Source organism: Nocardioides okcheonensis (assembly GCF_020991065.1).
Lineage (GTDB): Bacteria > Actinomycetota > Actinomycetes > Propionibacteriales > Nocardioidaceae > Nocardioides > Nocardioides okcheonensis.
In genome coordinates, this window is record NZ_CP087710.1 from 1166666 (window position 1) to 1185631 (window position 18966).

Annotated in this window: 18 protein-coding genes; 6 read left to right on the forward strand and 12 right to left on the reverse strand. The window is 72.7% G+C overall.

Going from position 1 to position 18966, the window contains the following annotated elements:
* Positions 1-113 precede the first annotated feature (113 nt).
* The 3 genes from LN652_RS05485 to ptsP all read right to left on the reverse strand — a co-directional run bounded on the left by LN652_RS05485 (position 114) and on the right by ptsP (position 5246).
* The gene (locus LN652_RS05485) at positions 114-1652 is read right to left on the reverse strand and encodes a PTS mannitol transporter subunit IICB (protein WP_230443677.1); all 1539 of its coding nucleotides are present in this window, start codon (positions 1650-1652) and stop codon (positions 114-116) included.
* A gap of 131 nt (positions 1653-1783) precedes the next feature.
* Positions 1784-3520 (reverse strand): zinc-binding dehydrogenase, encoded by a 1737-nt coding sequence (locus LN652_RS05490; protein WP_230443678.1) that lies wholly within the window; start codon positions 3518-3520, stop codon positions 1784-1786.
* 43 nt (positions 3521-3563) lie between these two features.
* The gene (gene ptsP / locus LN652_RS05495; RefSeq protein ID WP_230443679.1) at positions 3564-5246 is read right to left on the reverse strand and encodes a phosphoenolpyruvate--protein phosphotransferase; all 1683 of its coding nucleotides are present in this window, start codon (positions 5244-5246) and stop codon (positions 3564-3566) included.
* A gap of 86 nt (positions 5247-5332) precedes the next feature.
* On the opposite strand from ptsP, the gene LN652_RS05500 reads away from it, so the two are divergent.
* From LN652_RS05500 to LN652_RS05515, 4 genes are read left to right on the forward strand one after another with little or no spacing between them, the layout of a single operon-like run.
* Complete coding sequence (locus tag LN652_RS05500; protein ID WP_230443680.1) at positions 5333-6100, forward strand: DeoR/GlpR family DNA-binding transcription regulator; 768 nt, start codon at positions 5333-5335, stop codon at positions 6098-6100.
* On the forward strand, positions 6097-7050 hold the full coding sequence (locus tag LN652_RS05505) for a 1-phosphofructokinase family hexose kinase (protein WP_230443681.1): 954 nt from the start codon (positions 6097-6099) through the stop codon (positions 7048-7050). Before LN652_RS05500 ends, LN652_RS05505 begins: the two co-directional genes overlap by 4 nt.
* Positions 7047-9170, forward strand: a complete 2124-nt coding sequence (locus LN652_RS05510) for a PTS fructose transporter subunit IIABC (protein WP_230443682.1) — start codon at positions 7047-7049, stop codon at positions 9168-9170. The genes LN652_RS05505 and LN652_RS05510 overlap by 4 nt, the downstream gene beginning before the upstream one ends.
* 31 nt (positions 9171-9201) lie before the next feature.
* Complete coding sequence (locus LN652_RS05515) at positions 9202-9444, forward strand: HPr family phosphocarrier protein (RefSeq protein ID WP_230443683.1); 243 nt, start codon at positions 9202-9204, stop codon at positions 9442-9444.
* 100 nt (positions 9445-9544) lie between these two features.
* Here the strand turns inward: LN652_RS05515 and LN652_RS05520 are convergent, their stop codons facing one another.
* The 9 genes from LN652_RS05520 to rimP form a co-directional block, all read right to left on the reverse strand.
* Entirely contained in the window at positions 9545-10519 is a 975-nt protein-coding gene (locus LN652_RS05520; protein ID WP_230443684.1) for a hypothetical protein, read from the reverse strand.
* Complete coding sequence (locus LN652_RS05525) at positions 10512-11450, reverse strand: bifunctional riboflavin kinase/FAD synthetase (protein ID WP_230443685.1); 939 nt, start codon at positions 11448-11450, stop codon at positions 10512-10514. The genes LN652_RS05520 and LN652_RS05525 overlap by 8 nt, the downstream gene beginning before the upstream one ends.
* Before the next feature lie 21 nt (positions 11451-11471).
* Positions 11472-12329 carry a tRNA pseudouridine(55) synthase TruB gene (truB, locus tag LN652_RS05530; RefSeq protein ID WP_230443686.1) on the reverse strand — a complete coding sequence of 286 codons (858 nt, stop codon included), beginning with the start codon at positions 12327-12329 and terminating at the stop codon, positions 11472-11474.
* Positions 12329-12823, reverse strand: a complete 495-nt coding sequence (gene rbfA, locus LN652_RS05535; RefSeq protein ID WP_230443687.1) for a 30S ribosome-binding factor RbfA — start codon at positions 12821-12823, stop codon at positions 12329-12331. The genes truB and rbfA overlap by 1 nt, the downstream gene beginning before the upstream one ends.
* 133 nt (positions 12824-12956) lie before the next feature.
* Positions 12957-15215, reverse strand: a complete 2259-nt coding sequence (gene infB / locus LN652_RS05540; RefSeq protein WP_230443688.1) for a translation initiation factor IF-2 — start codon at positions 15213-15215, stop codon at positions 12957-12959.
* The gene (locus LN652_RS21865) at positions 15101-15751 is read right to left on the reverse strand and encodes a translation initiation factor IF-2 N-terminal domain-containing protein (protein ID WP_268932233.1); all 651 of its coding nucleotides are present in this window, start codon (positions 15749-15751) and stop codon (positions 15101-15103) included. Before LN652_RS21865 ends, infB begins: the two co-directional genes overlap by 115 nt.
* Positions 15752-15846: 95 nt before the next feature.
* Positions 15847-16191, reverse strand: a complete 345-nt coding sequence (locus LN652_RS05550; protein ID WP_329958464.1) for a YlxR family protein — start codon at positions 16189-16191, stop codon at positions 15847-15849.
* Between the two features lie 124 nt (positions 16192-16315).
* On the reverse strand, positions 16316-17296 hold the full coding sequence (nusA, locus tag LN652_RS05555) for a transcription termination factor NusA (RefSeq protein ID WP_230443690.1): 981 nt from the start codon (positions 17294-17296) through the stop codon (positions 16316-16318).
* A complete protein-coding gene (rimP, locus tag LN652_RS05560) occupies positions 17296-17784 on the reverse strand; it encodes a ribosome maturation factor RimP (RefSeq protein WP_230443691.1) in 489 nt (162 codons plus the stop codon). The genes nusA and rimP overlap by 1 nt, the downstream gene beginning before the upstream one ends.
* Before the next feature lie 116 nt (positions 17785-17900).
* Here rimP and LN652_RS05565 point away from each other — a divergent pair, with 116 nt between their 5' ends.
* Together LN652_RS05565 and LN652_RS05570 are read left to right on the forward strand one after the other, a co-directional pair.
* A complete protein-coding gene (locus tag LN652_RS05565) occupies positions 17901-18413 on the forward strand; it encodes a hypothetical protein (RefSeq protein WP_230443692.1) in 513 nt (170 codons plus the stop codon).
* Positions 18410-18847: a DUF4439 domain-containing protein gene (locus LN652_RS05570; protein WP_230443693.1), complete on the forward strand. Its 438-nt coding sequence runs from the start codon at positions 18410-18412 to the stop codon at positions 18845-18847. The genes LN652_RS05565 and LN652_RS05570 overlap by 4 nt, the downstream gene beginning before the upstream one ends.
* The last annotated feature ends 119 nt before the right edge of the window (positions 18848-18966 follow it).

Sequence of the window (18966 nt, forward strand, 5' to 3'; positions counted from 1 at the left end):
GCAGGGGGGTGGGGGTGGTGCGGCCCGGCCCTCCGTGCGAAGGGCCGGGCCGGTTCGGGGGTGATTTCCTTCGGGGGTGATCCTGGTGCGGGGGTGTCTGGCGCGGGGGCGGGTCAGGTCCGCTTGCCCTCGTCGATCATCGTGACGATCTCGTCGTAGCGCGGGCTCGCCATGAAGTTGTCGACCGACACGTGGACGGCGGACGGCGTGCGTTCCCGGGCGCGTTCGGTGAGGTCCTGGTGGGTCACCACGAGGTCGTAGCCGTCGTCGAGGTTGGCGATCGCCTTGTTGACGACCGTGACCTCGTCGTGCCCGGCGGCCTGGATCTTCTTGCGGAGCACCGAGGCGCCCATGGCCGACGAGCCCATGCCGGCGTCGCAGGCGAAGACGATGCTGCGGATCTGCTGCGTCGCCGTGGCCGTCGCGGCACCGCCACCGGCGAGCACCGACGACGCGATCGACTGCTTGCCCTTCATCGACTCCATCGAGGAGGTCGCGGCCACGAGGTCACCCTCGTCCTCGGACTTGTCGAGCTTGAGCAGCACCGCGGCCACCGCGAAGGCCACCGCTGCGGAGCCGAACACCGCGAGCGTCACACCGAGGTAGCTGCCGCGGGCCGTCTGCGCGTAGACCGCGAAGATCGATCCCGGAGCGGCCGGCGCACGCAGGCCAACGTCGAAGGCCACGTTGATCGCGACGCCGGTCATGCCGCCGGCGATCATCGCCAGGATCAGCTTGGGCTTCATCAGCACGTACGGGAAGTAGATCTCGTGGATGCCGCCGAGGAAGTGGATGATCGCCGCGCCCGGAGCGGTCGCCTTGGCGACACCGCGCCCGAAGACCGAGTACGCCAGCAGCAGGCCGAGGCCCGGGCCGGGGTTCGCCTCGAGGAGGAAGAGCACGGACTTGCCGTTCTCCGCGGCCTCGGTGAGGCCCAGGGGCGTCAGCACCCCGTGGTTGATCGCGTTGTTGAGGAAGAAGACCTTCGCGGGCTCGATCAGCAGCGAGGTCAGCGGCAGCAGGTTGTTGTCGACCAGGGTCTCCACGGCGTTGCCGAGGACGTCCATGATCTCGTTGACGACCGGCGCCACGACCCAGAAGCCCACGATCGCCATCACGAAGGCGACGATGCCGGCCGAGAACATGTTGACCAGCATCTCGAAGCCGGGCTTGACCTTGCCGTCCCAGAGGGCGTCGGCCCGCTTCATGACGTAGGCCGCGAGCGGGCCCAGGATCATCGCGCCGATGAACATGTGGACCTGGCCGAGGGACCGGAAGTCGCCCTCCGCGTTGCCGGCCGCCAGCCAGTCGGCGAGGGCGTCGGCGTTGAAGTTCGCAACCAGCAGGTCGGACCCCGCGATCGCGCCCATCACGGCGAAGGCACCGACGACGGCACCGCGGTCGCCGTGGACCATCCGGCCGCCGGTCGCGGCGATGAGGATCGGGAGCAGGTAGTGGATGGTCGGTCCGACCATCGTGGCCAGGTCGGCGTTGGGCAGCCACCCGACGTCGATGAACAGGGCGGTCAGGAGTCCCCACGCGATCAGCGCCGGGATGTTGGGCATGATCATGTTGGAGAGGAAGGTGCCGAACCGCTGCACGCGTACCCGTGCGGACGTGCCGCCCGCGGGAGTGGATGTTGTCGTCGCCATGCTGTGTGTCCTCCAGAAGAACGTCGGGGTGACCCCGATCACATGTTGTCTGCAGTAAACATCACACTCGGGCCCGTTGCCAAGCATTCGGGCACCATCTGTGCCCGAATGCTTGGTTTTGGGTAGACCGCTCAGCCGCCGAGCTGGCTGTCGAAGAGCGCCTTCTCGACGTCGCCGTTCCAGGTCCCGCCGGGACCGAGCGCGGCGGCGACCTCCGGCAGCCTCTCCTCGAGCTCGTCGAGCCCCATGAGGGGGAGGTCGTGGATCTGCGGGAAGATCAGCACCTTGCCGGAGTAGCGGCCCTCCACCAGCGCCGCGAGACCGTCCTTGGCCGCCCGCATGCCACCGACGGCGCCGACGATCGACCCCGGCGACAGCTCGCCGGCCTCGGCGAGGTCCACCACCAGCTGCTGGTCGTGGATGGTCAGGCCCGACGTCCCGGTGTACTGCGCGTTGTCGAGGTAGACGCGGCTGAGGTCCATCGGCGCCAGCGTGCCGTTGGGGACGCCCGCGAAGAAGACCAGCATGCCGTCGGGGTTCATCAGGGTGTCGGCCTCGGCCATCACCCCGGAGATCGGGACGCTGACCACGACGTCGTCGGCGCCGCGCCCGTCGGTGAGCCCCATCACGAAGTCGCGCAGCGACTGGTCCGCGGTCTGGGAGTTGAAGGTGACCAGCTGGCAGTCGTTGCTCGCCGCGAGGTGGCCCAGCCGGTCCTCGAGGCTCTTCAGCCGCTCGTCGCTGACCTCCGTGGCGACGATCGTGCGGGGGCCGTCGGCCTGCTGGATGGCCCGCTGGACGTGCATCAGCCCCATCGGCCCGCCGGCGCCCACGAACACGGTCGTGCCGCGCGGGCGCAGGTCGCAGCGGTTGCGGGCCTCGCCGTAGGAGGCGGCGATGTCCGGGCCCCGTCCGCCGAGGTAGGCGGTGTAGTCGTAGTGCAGCCGGCCGACGTCGAGGTCGACCAGCCCGTCCAGGGCGGTCTCGCCGACCAGGTTGAGCGTGCCGCGCCGTGCGATGTGGGTGGCCACGGCGCCCGCGGTCGCGGCGGAGCGGGGGTCGAGCAGGACGATGTCGTCGAAACCGGCGCCGTCGGTCAGCTCGTCGACCAGGGCCTGGTAGTCGTCGGTGCCGAGCCCGTCGCGGACGACGACGGTGGCCGACGTGGCCTCCACCAGCGCCCGCACCGACGCGGGCGCGTCGGTGAGCACGATCGTCGACGGGGCGTCCAGGCCGGCGGAGAAGGCGTAGTCCCGCTCGTCGCCGGGACGCCCGACGATCCACATCGTCCCGCCCACCTTCGGCTCGAGGCGGCGCCGCTGGGTGTAGGCCGCCATCACGCAGCCCCACGGCTCGAGCGTGGAGGCCTCGGCGTAGCCCATCGAGTCCGGGAGCGGGAGCAGGCAGGCGCCGTCGTCGGTGTCGAGCATCTCGGTGCCCATCAGGTGGTACTGGATGAGCCCGCCGGGGATCGTGTAGCCGTAGGCCGTGCTCTTCCCGTCCTGGTAGATGTCGGGCTGCACGGCCAGCCGCTGGCCGGGGTGGTAGCGGTCCGCGAGGTTGTCGCCGACATCGATGACGGTCAGGCTCACCTCGTGCCCGAGCCGGGTGGGGTCCTGGGCGAGGTCGCGGTCGTAGAGCTTGGGGTGGCTGCCGCCCTGGCGCATGATCTTCACGTCCGAGAAGCACAGGCCCACGCTGTCGATGCGCACCAGCATGTGGTCGGCGTCCGGCGCGGTGACGGGGACCTGCTCGGGGGCGCTGTCGCGGCCCATGTTGTCCTCGCCGGCGCCGTGCAGGAGCCAGGCCCAGGCGGTGTCCGGCACGTCGAGGTCGGCCGCGCGGTACTGGTCGTAGGCAGATGTCATTGCTTCCTCCGGGGTGAGGGGGGTGAGGGGGTGGTGCCGGGCGTCAGTGGCCCAGCACCTCGCGTACGGCCGCACGGGCGGCCATCGGGTCGGGGGCGCCGAGCGCGGCCTCCGCTGCGACCTCGCAGGTCTCGAAGCTGACCCGGGCCAGCTGGGCGCCGACCGGGCGGACGGCGCGGGCGGCCATCGACAGCGAGGAGATCCCCATGCCGATCAGGGCGGTGGCCAGCAGCGGGTCGGCGGCCGCCTCGCCGCACACGCCGACGGGCTTGCCGGCCTCCGCGCCCGCGTGGGCGGTGATGGCGATGAGCTGGAGGACCGCCGGCTGCCACGGGTCGGTGAGGTGGGCCAGGTCGGTGGCCATCCGGTCGGCGGCCATGGCGTACTGGGTGAGGTCGTTGGTGCCGATGGAGAGGAAGTCGACGACCTCGAGCATCCGGTGGGCGAGCAGCGCCGCGCTCGGGATCTCGACCATGATCCCGGCCTTCAGGCCGCGGGCGCGGACCTTCCCGGCGAAGTCGGCCGCCTCGGCGACCGTGGCCACCATCGGCGCCATCACCCAGGTCTCGGTGCCCGTCCGCTCCGCCGCCGCGGCGATGCCGTCGAGCTGGCGCTCCATCAGGCCGGGGTTGTCGAAGCTGAGCCGGAGCCCGCGGACGCCGAGGGCGGGGTTCTCCTCCCCCTCGTGGGTGGCGAAGGCGATCGGCTTGTCCGAGCCCGCGTCGAGGGTGCGGACGACGACGTAGCGGCCGTCGGCGTAGGGCGCGAGCACGCCGGCGTAGATGTCGGCCTGCTCCTCCACTCCCGGCTCGTCCTTGCGGTTGAGGAAGCACAGCTCGGTGCGGAAGAGGCCGACGCCCTGGACGGGCTCGGTGCCGGCCGACTCGGCCGACGGGCCGTCCGCGACGTTGGCGAGCAGCTTGACCGGCATCCCGTCGGAGGTGGCGGCCGGGCCGGTCCACGACGCGAGCTCCTCGCGCAGCCGCCGGCTCTCCTCCACGCGCGAGCGCGCGTCCTCGGGGTCGGCGTCCTGCTCGATGGTGCCGGCCTCCCCGTCGACGACGACGAAGGTGCCCTCGGCCAGCGCGGTGATGCCGGCCGCGCCCACGACGCAGGGGATGCCGAGCTGGCGGGCGATGATCGCGGTGTGGCTGGTCGCGCCGCCCCGCTCGGTGACGAGCGCGGTGACCAGCGCCGGGTCGAGGCCCGACGTGTCGCTCGGGGCGAGGTCCTCGGCCACCAGGATCGACGGCTCCGAGGGGGTCGGGACGCCGGGGGCGGGCTCGCCGACGAGGTGGGCGACGACGCGGCGCTCGATGTCGCGCAGGTCGGTGACCCGCTCGGCCATCAGGCCGCCCATGTTGGTGAAGATGGTGACGAACTGCTCGACGGCGCCCTGCACGGCCGCCACCGGGCCCTGCCCGGCCTGGAGGTTCTTCGCCACCGCCGAGCGCAGGCCCTTGTCGCGCGCCAGGCCGGCGCTGGCGGTGAGCACCTCGGCCGCGGCCCCCTGCGCCGACGCGGCCTTCTCGGAGAAGGTGGCGGCGACCGCGGCGGCCGCCTCGTCGTAGCCGGCGAGGGCGGCGTCGGCGTCGGCGAAGTCGCCCTCACCGAAGCGCGCGATCGCGTCCGGCGAGACCTCCCCGCGCACGTGGAGGACGGGTCCGGCGGCGACACCCGGCACGACCGGGGTCCCGCTCAGGGTGGTGCTGGCGGGTGTGGTCATGGACACACCGTAGAACACGCGACGGTTGACAAGCAACACATTCGGGACTAAAACAACACATACACCGATCCGCGGAAGGAGGCCCGATGTACGCCGAGGAGCGCCAGCAGGCGATGGCCCAGCTGATCAGTCGTCGCGGTCGGTTGTCGGTCGTGCAGCTCGCCGGGGAGTTCGAGGTCACCACCGAGACCGTCCGTCGCGACCTGTCGACGCTGGACCGGATGGGCCTCGTACGACGGGTGCACGGCGGGGCCGTCCCCGCGGGTTCGCTCACCGTCATCGAATCAGGTATCGGCGAGCGTGACCAGAGCAACCCGCAGGCGAAGGAGGCGATCGCCGCGGCGGCCGTCGCGCTGCTGCCCCCACCGGACTCGGTCGTCGTCATCGATGCCGGCACCACCACCGCCCGCTTCGCCGCCGCCCTCCCCCGCGACCACCGGCTCACGGTCATCACCCACGCGGTCCCGGTGGCGACCCGACTCGCCGGTCTCCCCCAGATCGAGCTGCACCTGCTGCCCGGACGTGTCCGCCCCACCACGCACGCCGCGGTCGGCGCCGACACGGTCACCGCGCTGCACGAGCTGCGGGCCGACGTCGCGTTCGTCGCGACCAACGGGATCACCGTCGGGCACGGCCTCACGACGCCCGACGCCGACGAGGCGGCCACCAAGCGGGCCATCATCGCCTGCGCGCGGCGCACGGTGGTGCTCGCCGACTCCACCAAGTTCGGCGTCGAGACCGCCGTCCGGTTCGCGACCCTGGACAGCCTCGACGCGCTGGTCACCGACGGCGCCACCGACGCCGCCGACCGACGAGCGCTCGAGCAGGCCGGGATCGAGGTGGTGGTCGCATGATCCTCACCCTCACCCCCAACCCGAGCATCGACCGCACCGTCGCGCTCGACGGCGAGCTCGTCCGCGGCCAGGTCCACCGGGTCGCCTCGGTGACCTCGCAGGCCGGCGGCAAGGGCGTCAACATCTCCCGCGCCGCGGTCAGCGCCGACATCCCCAGCATCGCCGTGGTGCCCGCGGCCAAGGACGACCCGTTCGTCCTCGAGCTGCTCGGCGCCGGCATCGACTGCCGTCCGGTGCGGCCGGCCGGGGACGTCCGGGTCAACCTCACCATCACCGAGCCCGACGGCACGACGACCAAGCTCAACTCCCCCGGCGCCGAGGTGCTGCCGCTCCACCTCGAGCTGATGGCGCAGGCGGTCCTGGTCCGCGCGGCCAGCGCGTCCTGGACGGTCCTGGCCGGCTCGCTTCCCGCCGGTGCTCCCGCGACCTTCTACGCCGACCTCGTGCGCCGCCTGCGCGAGGCCGGCGGCCACGTCGCCGTCGACACGTCCGAGGCGCCGCTCCAGGCGCTCGTCGACGCGCTCCCCCACGCCGCCCCCGACCTGATGAAGCCCAACGGCGAGGAGCTCGCCTCCTTCACCGGCGGCGACGCGGAGACCCTGGAGTCCGACCCGGCCGCGGCCGCAGCGGCGGCCCGGCAGCTCATCGACCGCGGCGTGGGCGCCGTCCTCGCCACGCTCGGCGGCAACGGCGCCGTCCTGGTCACCGCCGAGGGCGCGTGGCACGCCACCCCGCCCCCGACCACCGTCGTCAGCACCGTCGGTGCGGGCGACTCCAGCCTCTTCGGCTACCTCCTCGGCGACATCCGCGGGCTCCCCGCCCCGGACCGGCTCGCCCTCGCAGTCTCCTACGGCAGCGCCGCCGCAGGCCTACCCGGCACCACCATCCCCCTGCCCTCGCAGCTCCGCACGGAGCTCGTCGGCGTCACCGCACTGGGAGTCATCGCATGACCGACCTCATCACCACCGACCTCGTGCGGCTGGGAGCCGCCTGGGGCTCCGACAAGCACGACGTGATCAGGGCGCTCGCCGGCGTCGTCGACGACGCCGGCCGCGCCACCGACAAGGACCAGCTCGTCGAGGACGCGTTCGCCCGCGAGTCCACCTCCGCCACCGGTCTCCCCGGCGGCATCGCCATCCCGCACTGCCGGACCGCCGGCGTCGACGTGCCGACCCTGGCCTTCGCCCGCCTCGAGCCGGCGGTCGACTTCGGCGCGAAGGACGGTCCCGCCGACATCGCGTTCCTCATCGCCGCCCCCGCCGGCGGCGACGCCGACCACCTCACGATCCTCACCAAGCTCGCCCGCGCGCTGGTGAAGCCCGCCTTCACCGACGCCCTGCGCTCGGCCGAGACGGACGACGACGTGGTCGACCTGATCACCCACGAGCTCGGCGAGCCCGCTCCCGCCAAGCACGCCGCCGCCTCCGCCCCGTCCGGCGCGGCGACCCCGGCCGCCGGCGAGGCCACCGCGCCGGCCGCGACCGGCGCGCACGCCGCGACCGCCACCCAGGACAAGCCGTCGCTCGTCGCGGTCACCGCGTGCCCGACCGGCATCGCCCACACCTACATGGCCGCCGAGGCGCTCGAGGCCGCTGCCGAGCGCGCCGGCGTACGCCTCCAGGTCGAGACCCAGGGGTCGGCCGGCTCGACGCCGCTGCCGCCCGAGACGATCGCGGCCGCCGGCGCGGTGATCTTCGCCGTCGACGTGGGGGTCCGTGACCGCGGCCGCTTCGCCGGCAAGCCGATGGTCAGCAGCGGCGTGAAGCGCCCGATCGACGACGCCGACGCGATGATCGCCGAAGCCCTGCGCTACGCCGCGGACCCCGCAGGCTCCCCGAGGGTCGAGGGCGACGCGTCCGCCGCCAGCGCATCCAGCGGCACCGCCAACGAGTCGTGGGGCGGGCGTACCCGCCGCGTCCTGATGACCGGTGTCTCCTACATGATCCCGTTCGTCGCCGCGGGCGGCCTGCTGATCGCCCTCAGCTTCCTGTTCGGCGGCTACGAGATCGTCGGCCCCTACGGCGACATCGCGGTCAACAACACCCTCCTCAACCCGCCGGACCCGGCTGCGCTCGGCCTCGACCACGCCCTGTTCGGCTCCGGGGTGATGGCCTACATCGGTGCGATCTTCTTCATCATCGGCAAGACCGCGTTCATGTTCTTCGTTCCCGCGCTCGCCGGCTACATCGCGTACGCCATCGCCGACCGTCCCGGCATCGCGCCCGGCTTCGTGATGGGTGGCCTGGCCACCAACATCTTCAACGTCCAGAGCGGTGGCGACAACCCGGTCGGTCTGGCCCAGACGGGCTTCCTCGGCGCCATCGTCGGCGGTGTCCTCGCCGGTGTGATCGCCCACTGGCTCCAGCAGCGCAAGGTCCCGACCTGGGCCCGCGGCCTGATGCCCGTCCTGGTGATCCCGCTCGTCACCTCGATCGTTGCCGGCCTGCTCATGATCCTGGTCTTCGGCAAGCCGATCGCCTGGCTGATGACCCAGCTGACCGACGGCCTCAACGGCATGAGCGGCAACTACACCATCCTGCTCGGCGTGATCCTCGGGCTGATGATGGCCTTCGACATGGGCGGACCGCTCAACAAGGTCGCCTACAGCTTCGCCGCCGCCGGCGTCGGCACGGCTGCCGCCGCGTCCGCCGACGCCCCCGAGCTCAAGATCATGGCCGCCGTCATGCTCGCCGGCATGGTGCCGCCGATCGCGCTGGCCCTGTCGACCGTGGTCCGTCCGGGCCTCTACACGGCCGCCGAGCGGGAGAACGGCAAGGCCGGCTGGCTGCTGGGCGCCTCGTTCATCACCGAGGGCGCCATCCCGTTCGCCGCGGCCGACCCGCTGCGGGTGATCCCCGCGATCATGGCGGGCAGCGCGGTGACCGGCGGCCTCTCGATGGCCCTCGACGTCAGCGTCCGGGCCCCGCACGGCGGCATCTTCGTGCTCTTCGCGGTGTCGAACGTCGTCGGCTACCTCATCTCGCTGGTTGCCGGCGTCGTCGTCGGAGCCGCCCTGGTGACGCTCCTGAAGAGCACCCGCACCACCGACGCCGACGTCGCTACTGTCTGACCATCCGGACCGACCACACCCAAGGAGAACCATGCCCAGCAAGTCCGTCGTCGTCGGCTCCGCCGTCGGCCTCCACGCCCGCCCCGCCGCGATCATCGCCGAGAAGGCCGGTGAGCTCGGCTCCGACGTCACCATCAACGGCGTCGACGCGAGCTCGTCGCTGATGATCATGACCCTCGGCGCCGGTCACGGCGACACCGTCGAGGTCGCCGGTGACGACCAGGCCGCGGTCGACGCGATCGCCGCGCTGGTCGAGCAGGACCTCGACGCCTGACCCGTCACTGATCCACCCCGTCCCACCCGTGGGCGGTGCCCGAGGGGGATTCCGAGCTGCAGGAGTCCTCCTCCCGCACCGCCCACGGTCGCGTCCGGGGTCAGTCGCGGGCGCGGAGGGCGAGGTAGACCGCGCGCATGCCCACGGCGCGCTCGAGCTGGCTCTCCACGACGGAGAAGAACTGCCGGCGGTAGGTGTCGTCCGTGACGGCCGAGACCGTGAAGTAGAAGCCGCTGAACGATGCCAGGAACAGTGACACCTTCAGCAGCGAGAACGTCACGTGGGAGAGGCCGGGCACCTCCCGCAGCGTCTCCAGCTGGGTCCAGGCCAGCTGGGTGTCGGTCTCCATGACCAGCGACCCGAACAGCATGAAGAACACGAAGACCGTGGTCGAGAGCAGCAGGACCTGCACCGACTGGATCACCAGCAGCACCAGGATCAGGTTCCACCGCTCGAACCCGGACACCTGGGCGTGCTGCTGCGGGTCGATCGACGGGTCGGCCGCGACCTCCCGGCTGGCGGCCTCGAGCGGCGTGCCGGCGCAGGTCCGCACCACGAAGTCGTCGTCGACCTGGTCGTCGACGCGGTCCACCTCCTCCGGCAGCCGGACGAGCAGGAAGAGCACCGCGAGCCCGAACATCAGCAGGACCGTTAGCCACAGCAGCCCGAAGGGGAGGTTGCTGGTCATCTGCCAGGCCTCGGCGTTGACGAAGAGGAACGTCACGAAGACCAGCAGCAGCGGCAGCGCGCGGGTCGCCATCGGGGCGATGAAGCGCAGGCTGCCGAGCGTGCGCGACACGGCGAACCCGACGATCGGTCGCGCGCGCAGGGCGGTCGTGGCGTACCAGAGCAGCGCCAGGCCGGCGACCGACAACCAGAGCGCGGGACCCGCCGCGTAGGTGTCGGAGGCGTAGGCCGCCAGCCCGGCGGCGCCGGCCAGCACCAGCAGCGCCAGCACGAGCGTGACGAGCCGGCGCGGGCGCAGGCCGGTGCGAGCGGCCGCGCGCTCCTCGGCGACGAAGTAGGGCAGACCGTGGTCGAGGAACCAGCCCTCGACCTCCGTCCGGTCAGCCACCCAGGACCTCGCGCGCCCGGACGACGTCGCCGGCCATCGTCTCCAGGAGCGCCTCGATGCCGTCGAACTTCACCATCCCGCGCAGCCGCTCGGTGAACGCCACCTCGACCTCGACGCCGTAGAGCTCGAGGTCGTCGCGGTCGAGGACGTAGGACTCGACCCGGCGCTCGCGCTCGCCCTCGAAGGTCGGGTTGGTGCCGACCGAGATCGCCGCGGGGTAGCGCTCACCGGTGTCGAGGCGGGTCAGCCAGCCGGCATAGACCCCGTCGGCGGGCGCGGCGTCGACCGGCGGGACCGGGACGTTGGCGGTCGGGTAGCCGAGCTCGCGCCCGCGCTTGTCGCCCTCGACGACGGTGCCGCGGACGGTGAACGGGCGGCCGAGCGCCTCGGAGGCTCCGGCGACGTCACCGGTGGCCAGGCACTGGCGGACGTAGGTCGAGCTCCAGACCTGCGGGCCGCCGTCGAGCGGGACGCCGACGGTCTCGAACCCGCGGGTGTCGCCGGCCGCGACCAGCGTCGCGACCTCGCCGGCGGCCTTGGCGCCGAAGCGGAAGTTGGCGCCCACGACGACGGCCGCGGCGTGGAGCCCGTCGACCAGGATGCGGTCGATGAACTCCTCGGGCGACCAGGCCGCGATGCCGCGGTCGAAGCCGACCACGAGGATCGCGTCGACCCCCGCGCCCTCGAGCAGCCGCGCACGCGTCTCGATCGAGGTGAGCGTCGGCGGGGCGTGCTCCGGGCGCAGCACCGCCATCGGGTGCGGGTCGAACGTCACCGCGACGACCGTGTCGACGCCCAGTCGGGCCGCCGTCTCGCGGGCCTGCCGCAGCACGTGGGCGTGCCCGCGGTGGACACCGTCGAAGTTGCCGATGCTGACGACCGTGCGGCCGAGGTCGGCCGGCACGTCGTCGACGTCTCGCCAGATCTGCACGGCGGCAGCCTACTGGCGCGATCAGACGAAGACGGCCACCGGTCGCGCCTGGGCGCCGCGCTGCTCGTAGAGCGCGAGGAACGTCCCGTCCGGCGCGAACACCGCGTGCGGCCCCGCTGCCGGGAGCGCGAGGTCGAGCCCGCGCCCGAACCGGACGTGGGCGGCCTGCTCGTCGTCGAGGTCGACGACCGGGAACGACGCGCGCGCCGCGTCCGCGATCGGCACCACCCCGAAGTCGTCGGTGAGCTGCTCGAGGGTGCGGGCCACGGCGAGGTCGAACGGTCCGACCGCCGTGCGCCGCAGCGCGGTCAGGTGGCCGCCGACGCCGAGGGCCGCGCCCAGGTCCCGCGCGATCGCACGGACGTAGGTCCCGGACGAGCAGCGCAGCGAGATCCGGACGTCGGGCAGCGCGACGTCGTGCACCACGAGCTCGTGGACGGTGACCGGGCGGGCCTTCAGCTCCACCTGCTCACCGTCGCGCACCCGGGCGTAGGCCCGCTTGCCGTCGACCTTGATCGCCGAGACCGCGGTCGGCACCTGCTCGATGTCGCCGACGAAGCGGGCGAGCCGGTCGCGTACGTCGTCGGGGTCGACGCCGTCCGTCGCAGCGGTCGCGGTGACCTCGCCCTCGGCGTCGTCGGTCGTGGTCGAGGCGCCGAGGCGGATGGTGGCGTCGTAGGCCTTCTCGGTCAGCATCAGGTGGCCGAGCAGCCGCGTGGCGCGCTCGACGCCGAGCACCAGCACGCCGGTGGCCATCGGGTCGAGGGTGCCGGCGTGGCCGACCTTGCGGGTGCCGGCGAGCCGGCGCACCCGCGCGACGACGTCGTGGGAGGTCAGGCCCGCGGACTTGTCGACCACGACCAGTCCGGACTCGGCCATCAGTCGTCGAGGTCCCGGGTGTCGAGCTCGTCCAGGTCGTCCTCGTCGTCCTCGTCGTCCTCGTCGTCCTCGTCGACGACCTCGCGCGGCTTCTTGTACGGGTCGGGCTCGCCGGCGTAGGCCTCGACGCGGCGCGCGGCCACCTCCTCGTCCTGCTGCTTCGCGCGCGCCAGCACCTCGTCGAGCGCGCGGGCGCTCTCGGGGAGGGCGTCGGGGATGAAGGTCAGCGACGGGACGATCCGCATGCCGAGCTGCTTGGCGACCTCGGAGCGGATCACGCCCTTGGCCGACTCCAGCGCGGCCGCCGTGCTGGCGAGCTCCTCCTCGGTGCCGAGGACGGTGTAGAAGATCGAGGCCTGCTGGGAGTCACCGGTGACCCGGACGTCGGTCACGGTCACGAAGCCGAGGCGCGGGTCCTTGATCCGGCGCTCGAGCATCTCGGCGACGACGACCTGGATCCGGTCGGCGATCTTGCGGACGCGGGGGTTGCTCATGGTGCTCACTCTCTCAGAACTCGGTGACCGGGCACTTCCTCGCGCCCGGACGCGCTGACCGGGCACTTCCTCGCGCTGTGGCGCGAGGAAGTGCCCGGTCGGTGACGCTGCCAGGCCGGGAGGCCCGGGTGGATCAGGTGCGCGCGATCTCGCGCATCTCGAACGCCTCCACGACATCGCCGATCTTGATGTCCTGGAAGTTCCTGAGCACGAGACCGCACTCGAAGCCCTCGCGGACCTCGGACGCGTCGTCCTTCTCGCGGCGGAGCGAGGCGAGGTCGAGGTTGTCGGCCACCACCGATCCGTCGCGCAGGATCCGGACCTTGGCGTTGCGGCGCAGGACGCCCGAGGTGACCATGCAGCCTGCGATGTTGCCGGCCTTGGACGAGCGGAAGATCTCGCGGATCTCCGCCTGACCGAGGGTCGACTCCTCGTAGATCGGCTTGAGCATGCCCTTGAGCGCCGCCTCGATCTCCTCGATCGCCTGGTAGATGACCGAGTAGTAGCGGATCTCGACACCTTCCTTGTCGGCCATCTGGCTCGCCTTGCCCTGCGGGCGGACGTTGAAGCCGATGATGATGGCGTCGGAGGCGGCGGCCAGGTCGACGTTGGTCTCGGTGATCGCACCGACACCGCGGTCGATGACGCGGAGCGAGACCTCGTCGCCGACGTCGATCTGCGACAGGGCGTCCTCGAGGGCCTCGACCGAACCGGACACGTCGCCCTTGAGGATGAGGTTGAGCTCCTGGCTCTCGCCCTTCTCCATGGAGGCCATGAAGTCCTCGAGGCTGCGACGCACGCGACGCTTGGCCTGCATGGCCGCCCGCTCGCGCGCCTCGCGCTTCTCGGCGATCTGGCGGGCCATGCGGTCGTCCTCGACCACGATGAAGTTCTGGCCCGCGCCCGGCACCGCCGAGAGACCCAGCACCATCGCGGGACGCGACGGGTCGGCCTCGGTGATCTCGTTGCCGTGCTCGTCGAGCATCGCGCGGACACGGCCGTGGGCCGGACCGGCGACGATCGAGTCGCCCACGCGCAGCGTGCCGCGCTGGACGAGGACCGTGGCGACCGGACCGCGACCGCGGTCGAGGTGCGCCTCGACCACGAGGCCCTGGGCGTCCTGGTCGGGGTTGGCCCGCAGGTCGAGCGAGGCGTCCGCGGTCAGGACCACGGCCTCGAGCAGCTTGTCGAGGTTGAGCCCGGCCTTGGCCGAGACGTCGACGAACATCGCGTCGCCGCCGTACTCCTCGGGGATCAGGCCGTACTCGGTGAGCTGGCCGCGGACCTTGGTCGAGTCGGCCTCCGGCTTGTCGATCTTGTTGACCGCCACCACGATCGGCACGTTGGCCGCCTTGGCGTGGTTGAGCGCCTCGACCGTCTGCGGCATGACGCCGTCGTCGGCCGCGACGACCAGGATCGCGATGTCGGTGGCCTGGGCACCACGGGCACGCATGGCGGTGAACGCCTCGTGACCGGGGGTGTCGATGAGGGTGATGCGACGGTCGTCGCCGTCGACCTCGGTGTGGACCTGGTAGGCACCGATGTGCTGGGTGATGCCACCGGCCTCCCTGTCGACGACGTTGGCGTTGCGCAGCGCGTCGAGGAGCTTGGTCTTTCCGTGGTCGACGTGACCCATGACGGTGACGACCGGGGGCCGGACCACGAGGTCGGACTCCTCGCCCTCGTCGGCGCCGAACTCGAGGTCGAACGTCTCGAGCAGCTCGCGGTCCTCGTCCTCCGGGGACACGATCTGGACGACGTAGTTGAGCTCCTCGGCGAGCAGCTCGAACGTCTCGTCGCCCACGGACTGGGTCGAGGTGACCATCTCGCCGAGCGAGAACAGCATCTGCACGAGCGCCGCCGCGTCGACGTTGATCTTCTCGGCGAAGTCGGTCAGGGACGCGCCACGGGGCAGCCGGACGGTCTCGCCGTTGCCCTTGCGGACGCGCACGCCGCCGATGGTCGGGGCCTCCATGGCCTCGAACTCCTGACGACGCGCCCGCTTCGACTTGCGGCCACGGCGCGACGGACCACCCGGGCGACCGAAGGCACCCTGGGTCTGGCCACGCTGGCCGGGACGACCGCCGCCGGGGCGACCGCCGCCGGAGGGGCCGAAGCCACCCGGACGACCGGGAGCGCCGCCGGGGGCGCCGGCTCCGGGGCGACCCGGAGCGCCGCCGCGACCGGGGGCACCGGGACGACCGGGGCCGCCGCCGGGGCCACCACGGGCCGGACGGGCGCCGGGACCGTTGCCGAAGGCAGCGGGCGACTTGGGCATCATCGCCGGGTTGGGGCGCGGCATGCCGGGGCGTGCGTCGCCGCCGCCGGCCGGCGGACGCGGCGGACGGTTGTCGTCGCTGCTCGGGGTGCGCGGGGCGGGGCGCGAGCCCATCCCCTGGCTCGAGGCGAACGGGTTGTTGCCCGGGCGCGGTGCGCCGGGCCTGCCGACCGGACGCGGCGCCGGGGACGGCGCCTTGGCCGCGGGAGCGGCAGGGGCGGACGGGCTCGGGCTCGCTGCGCGGAGCCGGCTGCTCGGCAGCGGGCTTCGGGCCGGGCTTCGGGCCGGGGCGCGCGGCAGGGGCCGGGGGCGGCCGGCTGCTCGGCGGCAGGAGCGGCCGGTGCGGCCGGGGCCTCGGCGGGAGCCGGGGTCTCGGCGACGGGCGCCGGCTTGGGGCCGGGCTTGGGGGCGGCCTTCTTGGCGGCCGGCTTGTCGGCCGGCGCCTCGGACGCTGCGTCGGCGGCGGGAACGGCGGCCGATGCGGCCTTCAGCTCCTCGCCGTACTGCTTCTTGAAGCGCATCTCGACGGGGGGCTCGACGGTCGACGATGCCGACTTGACGAACTCACCCATCTCCTTGAGCTTCTCGAGAACGAACTTGCTCTCGACTCCGAACTCCTTGGCGAGTTCGTGGACTCGGGTCTTTGCCACGGTGGGTTTCTACTCCTTCTGGTCCGTGACCCCAGAAGGAGAAAACGGACCAGCTAGTGGGTGTGCACACTCATTACGAGTTACTCATCGAGTGCTCATGAGCTGTGTGCTCCAGTTCCTGGTCGGTGGTGCTGTGGTTCGGACGGTGGTGCGTGCGCGAGGAGGTGGTCCTCCACCGGCGCGGGATCGAGCCCCTGCCCCGAGCGGAGGGCCCGGGAGAAGGCTCGGCGTCGCACCGCGAGCTGCCAACACTCCTGCGTGGGGTGGACGTGCGCCCCACGACCGGGTGCCCGGCGGTCCGGATCGGGCACCAGGACCGGTCGGCCCTCGGCGTCCGAGCCCGCGACCACGCGCAGCAGCTCGTTCGTAGCGGCCCTCTTCCGGCAACCCACACAGGTCCGGACAGGTCCGGGCGCAGGGGTGTCAGACGTGGTGGCCACTGAGGTCCACTCTAGCCGGTGGCGCCAGTGGTTTACGAACCGGCGGCCCCGGACGACACGCCATGCGGCTCGGTGCGGTCGTGCGGCGTGGCGCGCGGCCGCCCGCGGGGCGCCGTGCGGGCGCTCAGTCCTGGGGCGCCGGGGCCTCGTCGGAGCGGATGTCGATGCGCCAGCCGGTGAGCCGTGCGGCGAGGCGGGCGTTCTGGCCCTCCTTGCCGATCGCCAGCGAGAGCTGGAAGTCGGGGACCACGACGCGGCACGAGCGTGCGGCCAGGTCGACGATCTCCACGGAGGTGACGCGGGCGGGCGACAGGGCGTGGGCGACGAGCTCGGCCGGGTCCTCGGCCCAGTCGACGATGTCGATCTTCTCGCCGTGCAGCTCGCTCATCACGTTGCGCACCCGCTGGCCCATCGGCCCGATGCAGGCGCCCTTGGCGTTGACGCCGGGCACGGTGGAGTGGACCGCGATCTTGGTGCGGTGGCCCGCCTCACGGGCGATGCCGGCGATCTCGACGGTGCCGTCGGCGATCTCCGGGACCTCGAGGGCGAAGAGCTTCTTCACCAGCGTCGGGTGCGAGCGCGACAGCGTGACCTGGGGGCCGCGCATGCCCTTGCGGACCGACGTCACGAGGCACTTGATCCGCTCGCCGTGGACGTACTCCTCCCCCGGCACGCGCTCGCTGACCGGCAGGATCGCCTCGAGCTTGCCCAGGTCGACCATCACGTCGTCGGGGTTGCGACCCTGCTGGATGATGCCCGAGATGATGTCGCCCTCGCGGCCGGAGAACTCGCCGAACGTCTTCTCGTCCTCGGCGTCGCGCAGCCGCTGCAGCATCACCTGCTTGGCGGTGGTCGCGGCGATCCGCCCGAAGCCCTGCGGGGTGTCGTCGTACTCCGGGCCGGCGGTGCCGTCCTCGTCGACCTCGCGCGCCCACACGGTGACGTGCCCGGTCTTGCGGTCGAGCTCGACGCGCGCGGGGTGCTGCGACTCCGTGGCGCGCTGGTAGGCGGTCAGCAGCGCCGTCTCGATGGCCTCGGCCAGGACCTCGAAGGAGATCTCCTTCTCGCGCTCCAGCATCCGCAGGATGCTCAGGTCGATGTCCATCAGTCGTCCTTCTTCTCTGTCGTGCGGTTGAACTCGATCTGCACGAGCGCCTTCGCCACGTCGGCGTAGGCGATCTCGCGGTGCGTGCCGGCCACGTCGAGCGTGGCCGAGTCCTCGCCCGAGGCGAGCACGCGGCCCGTCACGCTCGAGGAGTCGGTGAGGGCCACCTTCACGAGGCGGTCCACGTTGCGGCGCCAGTGGCGCGGCAGCGTCAGCGGCCGGTCGACGCCGCGGGAGGTGACCTCGAGCGTGTAGGGCATCTCCCCCATCACGTCCGACTCGTCGAGGACCCGCGACACCTCGCGCGTGGCGTCGGCGACGTCGTCCATCGTCACGCCGCCGTCCTTGTCGACCGCGACGCGCAGCACGCGACGCTTGCCGGCGGGCGTGATCTCGACGGCCTCGACGTCCAGGTCGAGCACGCGCAGGGGGTCGACCAGCTCCGCCTCGATGCGGTCCCGCGTGGCGTCCTGTCGTGGGGTGCTCATGGGGATGCGACCTCCTTGTGCTGTTGTCGAGGGATCACGATAGCGGCCCGCGCACCGGCCCCGTCACCCACCGCCGCCCGGTCCGGACCGCCACCGCCGGCGGCTAGGGTTCGGGGGTGGCCGCACCGCTCGTCTCCCGTCGTACGACGCTGGGCTCGGCGCTCGCGGCCCCCGTCCTGCTGCCGCTCGCACTCGGCGGCTGCGACCTCGACCCGCCGCGGGGCGAGCCTTCACCGGGGGCGAGCACGCCACCACCGGAGGACTCCGCGCTGGTGGCCTCCGTCGTCGCGGAGCTGGTGCGGGCGGAGGCCGTCGTGGCGGCCGCCGTCGCCGCCGTCCCGGGCCTGGCCGAGCGGCTCGGCCCGGTCGGGGCGGCCCACCGCGGCCCACCGCGAGGTCCTCGCGGGCGCCGTCCCCGACGCGGCCCTGCCGACGGCGCCCGCCGTGACCGTGGCGCCCGGATCGTCGCCGCGCTCCGCACGGTCGGGCGCTCCGAGCAGCGGTTGCTCCGGTCCGTCCGCGAGGCGTGCACCGGCGCCGCGAGCGGCGACCTCGCACGGGTGCTCGCCAGCGTGGCCGCCTCGACCTCCCAGCACGCAGCGGCGCTCTCCACGCAGGTGACGTCGTGAGCGCCGACGGCGTCCTCGACGCCCTGCAGGACGTGCTCGCCGACGAGCACGCGGCGCTCTACACCTACGGCGTCCTCGGCGCGCGGACCTCGCAGTCCGCGACGCCCGCGCTCTACGACGTCCTCACCGAGGCCTACCGCCGCCACCGCGCACGCCGCGACCGGCTGCGGCTGCTCGTGGCGGACCTGGCCGGGGAGCCGGTGGCGGCCGCCCCGGCCTACGAGGTCCCCGCCCCCGCGCAGGGGGTGGAGCAGGTGCAGGTCGTGGCCCGCGAGGTCGAGGGGCGCAGCACCGAGGCCCTGACGGCCCTCGTCGCGCGCTCGTCCGGCGAGGTGCGGTCGTGGGCGCTGGACGAGGCCGTGTGGTCGGCCACCTGGCAGGTCGAGCTGGGCGGCAGCGCCTCCACGTGGCCGGGGGCACCGGAGCTCGGCTGACCCGTGCGGGCTGCACCCGGCGCGGGCCGCAGGGCCGACGACCCCGGAAACGGGACACGGCCCGCGGCCTCAACCATTGGGAAAGTCCCGAGATCCTTCCCAACGGCCGAGGACGCGGA

Excerpts from the sequence above, each read along its gene's own strand:
- LN652_RS05485 (WP_230443677.1), bottom strand. The coding sequence starts at position 1,652 with ATGGCGACGACAACATCCACTCCCGCGGGCGGCACGTCCGCACGGGTA.
- LN652_RS05490 (WP_230443678.1), bottom strand. The coding sequence starts at position 3,520 with ATGACATCTGCCTACGACCAGTACCGCGCGGCCGACCTCGACGTGCCG.
- ptsP (WP_230443679.1), bottom strand. The coding sequence starts at position 5,246 with ATGACCACACCCGCCAGCACCACCCTGAGCGGGACCCCGGTCGTGCCG.
- LN652_RS05500 (WP_230443680.1), top strand. The coding sequence starts at position 5,333 with ATGTACGCCGAGGAGCGCCAGCAGGCGATGGCCCAGCTGATCAGTCGT.
- LN652_RS05505 (WP_230443681.1), top strand. The coding sequence starts at position 6,097 with ATGATCCTCACCCTCACCCCCAACCCGAGCATCGACCGCACCGTCGCG.
- LN652_RS05510 (WP_230443682.1), top strand. The coding sequence starts at position 7,047 with ATGACCGACCTCATCACCACCGACCTCGTGCGGCTGGGAGCCGCCTGG.
- LN652_RS05515 (WP_230443683.1), top strand. The coding sequence starts at position 9,202 with ATGCCCAGCAAGTCCGTCGTCGTCGGCTCCGCCGTCGGCCTCCACGCC.
- truB (WP_230443686.1), bottom strand. The coding sequence starts at position 12,329 with ATGGCCGAGTCCGGACTGGTCGTGGTCGACAAGTCCGCGGGCCTGACC.
- rbfA (WP_230443687.1), bottom strand. The coding sequence starts at position 12,823 with ATGAGCAACCCCCGCGTCCGCAAGATCGCCGACCGGATCCAGGTCGTC.
- infB (WP_230443688.1), bottom strand. The coding sequence starts at position 15,215 with ATGGGCTCGCGCCCCGCCCCGCGCACCCCGAGCAGCGACGACAACCGT.
- nusA (WP_230443690.1), bottom strand. The coding sequence starts at position 17,296 with ATGGACATCGACCTGAGCATCCTGCGGATGCTGGAGCGCGAGAAGGAG.
- rimP (WP_230443691.1), bottom strand. The coding sequence starts at position 17,784 with ATGAGCACCCCACGACAGGACGCCACGCGGGACCGCATCGAGGCGGAG.